Raw genomic sequence first — 4,281 nt, 5'->3', positions numbered from 1 at the left:
TACTTTTTCAGTGCCCTCCAAGAAACCTACCCTTTTGAGAATCAGCATGACCGTAAGCTATATCTTTGTTCTGTTCATGACATTCTCAGCACTAAGCAGCCAGATCCCAAAGCTTCTGGCAGCGTTAGGATTATAATCCAATATACTGTAAAAAAGGATGTAATTTCGATTTACATCCTTTTTTGATTATTAACAACGAAGCAGCATTTATCCAAACCCCAAAGGTTATGCTTAATACTCAGGTTTTCTAGGTACGCATCTCACGTTCCAATCGTATGGTTACCTGGTTATCCATATCAGGGCATTGTACGGTTATTGTATTTCCATCCCACCATGGCAAATCGCCTCCAAACTGAAAGGTCATCAGATTCGGAAACATGTCATGATAGAAGAATCCGCATAATCCGCCACAATCATAGCAGCTTATGTCAAATCGGTCCCCTGTCTTATGGCCTGCACTGCATTCACCTTTAACACCGGTCACTACAGCAATGATTCTATATCCAATTCCTGGATCTGTTGCCATTCATGCATTCCCCCTCAAATGCGAGTTAATGGGCCTGGTCGGAACTTATTCCGACCAGGCCTATTATTTCACCTGATTACTTTCCCTTCGCTTACATTTTTTCCACAAGCTCGAGGAACTTATCCAGCTCTTCGGGTTCCATATGGGACCCGTTCTTATCCTCTGGATATGCGGCTGTCCGAACATCGTTAGCCCATGCACCGTACACACCGGAAGCCCACTTCAGGAAGTTGTCATATGTTTTGGCATGGGATGCCGGATTGGCCATCAGTCCGAACAGATCCATGTCAACCATCTCACTTCCGTCGCAGGCGCCACCGGCAGCAATTCCTATTACCGGGACACGCATCTTTTTAGCCACAGTGTTGCTGACTTCGATTGGTACCAGCTCAATGGACATTGCCTTCATGCCATTTTCCTGGTATTCATAGGCCATCCTGTAGACCTTCATGGCTTCCTCAGCGGTCTTTCCTATCCTCTTGTAACCACCGAAAGTCCCCATGGTCTGCCATCCGGAAATGGCACCTACATGTCCATAAATTATCGCATAGTTATCAGCGACATACTTCAACGTCTCGTTGTTAATACCCATCGGAAGTATTGAATCTGCTCCTGCCATGTGGAATTTCGAGAAGTTTGCCAGCGCGTCTTCTTTGGATGCAAAAGCAACGGTATCAGTGACATAATTGATGTGCATACGCTTTGCGAAGCTTCGATACGCGGTAATATGCGCAGGTGCCAGCTTCAAAGCTTCATCCGCTCCCAATCTCAGGTCTGATGGTGGCAGCCTGCAGATGTCCACTCCGGCAAATTCGGCCGCCAGTATGAACATCGGACCCAGCATTGCAGGGCAGTGCTGTACGATAGGAGTACCCTCATCCTTCAGCTGCTGCAGATAATGGATGGTCTTGCGTCCTTTCTGCGCCATTGACATCTTGGGAAACGGGCTGAACATCTTGCTCATTTCTGCTTCTGTCATTTTCCTACTCCTTTCAAAATCTTATACTACGTATATTTTACCGCTTCTGCGGTTAGATTTTTATCCAGTTAAGGAGCGAATGTACTTTTCAGCTTTTTTAGCCAGTACGTCTTGTCTTAGTGCAGAAAGGTCTTCTCCGAAAAAGTCCTTTATCTGCTCCAATGTCACATTCTGACGCAGAGAGATTCCATATGCCTCTTCCTCCAGTTCCTCCTTGGTGACCTCTATGTGCTGATCTTCAATTATGTTTTTTATCACAAGCTCAGTCTTGATGTTAAGGTAGGCAATCTTCTTCAGTGCCTCATAGGCCTCACTTTTCTCCTCAGGAGTAAGTATCCTGAACTCACCTGTCAAGAACGAACTGTACTGTGCCCTATGGGCCTCCTCGATCAGGAGCAGTCTGAGTTCCTCTTCGAACATGTCCTCTGGAACATCAACTTCCTGGGCTTGCACATATTTCTCAATAACCGTATCTGCCATATTCCCATCTTCCGGAATTATCATGCTACTGCACTTCCCCTGTATTTTGATGAACATCACCCTACAGCTTCATTGTATACCCAACAAGGAAAAATAAATACCTATCAGCATGTATGGTAATATTCAAAAAGTGTTATTATTTCCCAGTTGCCGTGACACCAGCTTCTGAGCTGATAAGGGCTGCCGCAGCTGATGATGCGCTTTGCAGCGCGAGACATGTAACGAGTGCAGGGTCCACTATACCAGCTTCAAACATGTTAACATATTCTTCTTTCAAAGCATCAAACCCGAAACCTGCGGGTTTCTTTACCGTCCTGGCTACTACATCAACACCGTTAAGTCCCGCATTTTCCGCTATTTGACTTGCCGGGGCTTTCAAGGCACCTATAATTATCTGAACACCTATTTTTTTATCATCTGAGAGTGTATCTGCATATGCCTTAAGAGCAGGAATACACCTGAGATAAGCTGCGCCTCCTCCTGAAACCACGCCCTGCCCAATAGCTGCTTTTGCAGCGTTCAGTGCATCTTCCCCGCGCAGTTTTCTCTCCTTCATTTCTACCAGGGTAGGCGCTCCTACATCAATGAAAGCCACCCCACGTCCAAGTTTTGCAATTCGCTCAGTCAGCTGTTGCCTGTCGAATTCATATTTAGACCTGTCGTGGAGGATCTTCAGGTATCTTATCCTCTGCTCGATATCTTCCGCCTTACCAGCAGATCCACCGACAACTGTATTGTGTCTTTCAATCCGCACACTAACGGCTCTACCCAGCATATCAGGAGTTGCATCACTGAGATTAGGATAGCCTGTATTTTCACTGAAAAACACTCCTCCTGTAAGCAGTGCAAGATCCTCCATCCTTGCCACCCTACCCTCTCCGTAAGCAGGCGGATGCACAGCCACAGTGTTCAAAACTCCTCTAAGCCTGTTTTCCATCAGCAGTCCTAACGCTTCCCCCTCAATGCCCTCTGCAACTATAAGCAAAGGGCTGCCCAGCGGAGCAAGTTTTTCCATAAGAGGAATAAGCTCCCTGCTGCCAGAAATTCTTTTGTCTGTAACCAATATAAATGGATTCATAAGCTCTGAGACCATCTTCCTGCTGTCATCCGCCATCTGTGGTATCAGGAACCCTCTGTCAAACTGCATGCCCTTTTCTATTCTCAGTTCTGTTCTCATGGTACCAGACTCCCTTATACTGATACCATCTCCTCCGACCTGACCGATCGCCTCTGCAATCAGCTCACCAAGCTGCTTGTCCTGCGCCGATAAGGAAGCCACCTGGGCAATTTCCAAGTGTGACCTTACAGGGACTGACTGTTTTTTGATGGCAGCTACAGCCAGCTGTGTCGCATTCTGAATGCCTTTTTTCATCATCATAGGGTCTGCACCGGCAGCTATGTTTCTGAAACTCTGTTGTACTATTTGCTGTGCCAGTACTATTGCCGTAGTGGTTCCATCCCCTGATGCCTCATTGGCTTTCAAGGCAACCTCCCTGATTACCCGTGCCCCCATATTCTCTGTGAAGTCTGAAAGCTCAATATCCTTAACTATTGTCGCACCATCATTGATTACCAGGGGTGGTCCATCTTTTCTCTGGATCAGCACATTGCGTCCCATAGGACCCAATGTAACCTTCACGATATCTGCGAGCTTATCAATGCCAGTCTGCAGCTTTTTTCGAACATCATCGCTATATGTAACTCTTACAGCCAATTCCCTCTCTCCCTTAAAACAGCGAAATGACATTCCCCTAAGCTTCTTTAATCAATGGTTCAGTAGTTCACTCATGCCAGATGAAAAGTAAATGAAGCGTGATACTTTTGAAGCCTATAGTATCTTATCTGCAAAGATTATAGTTACATCTAAAACAAAATTACCTGTCGCTGTTTCCGCTGCTATTATCTCTACGGAATGTCTTACTTTCAGTTTACTCTTATCTCACTATAGCTGCAAAGCTTGCTGACTGAAATGTAGGTATTCCAAATTAATATTGTATCCAGTTGAAGCTGCATTATTCATTGTGGGAGGAAGTGGATCTGTCAATCTCGTGAAAAAAGCAAACTTGCAGTTCCCTAAATGGCCTTATAAATTTGACCTAACCATCTATATTTTAAAATAAGAATGAATAATTCTGGATATTATTCAAAACACTTGTATATTTATTAATAATTGGAAGTAAAAAAGCATCTGATCAGGTGCAGGTGAATTAGAGAATAAGTGAGTAATATCAACGCATTTATGGTTTTACCCGTAAACCTTAACTTCCTGAATTTGTACCACTAAAAAAATTTCATT

Annotated in this window: 4 protein-coding genes; all 4 read right to left on the bottom strand. The window is 44.7% G+C overall.

Translation table 11 applies throughout. The features are described from left to right. Positions 1–247: 247 nt before the first annotated feature. The 4 genes from T472_RS05310 to groL all read right to left on the bottom strand — a co-directional run bounded on the left by T472_RS05310 (position 248) and on the right by groL (position 3,699). Positions 248–526 (bottom strand): TIGR04076 family protein, encoded by a 279-nt coding sequence (locus tag T472_RS05310; RefSeq protein ID WP_023387241.1) that lies wholly within the window; start codon positions 524–526, stop codon positions 248–250. 91 nt (positions 527–617) lie between these two features. Continuing rightward, on the bottom strand, positions 618–1,505 hold the full coding sequence (locus T472_RS05305; protein ID WP_023387242.1) for a 3-methyl-2-oxobutanoate hydroxymethyltransferase: 888 nt from the start codon (positions 1,503–1,505) through the stop codon (positions 618–620). 60 nt (positions 1,506–1,565) lie between these two features. Beyond that, entirely contained in the window at positions 1,566–1,985 is a 420-nt protein-coding gene (locus T472_RS05300) for a trigger factor (protein ID WP_160319122.1), read from the bottom strand. 136 nt (positions 1,986–2,121) lie between these two features. Continuing rightward, entirely contained in the window at positions 2,122–3,699 is a 1,578-nt protein-coding gene (gene groL / locus T472_RS05295) for a chaperonin GroEL (protein WP_023387244.1), read from the bottom strand. Positions 3,700–4,281 lie beyond the last annotated feature (582 nt).

Origin of the sequence: Youngiibacter fragilis 232.1 (assembly GCF_000495435.3) — a bacterium.
In the GTDB taxonomy this organism is placed as follows: domain Bacteria; phylum Bacillota; class Clostridia; order Clostridiales; family Clostridiaceae; genus Youngiibacter; species Youngiibacter fragilis.
This window is presented reverse-complemented; position numbering and strand designations above follow the sequence as displayed.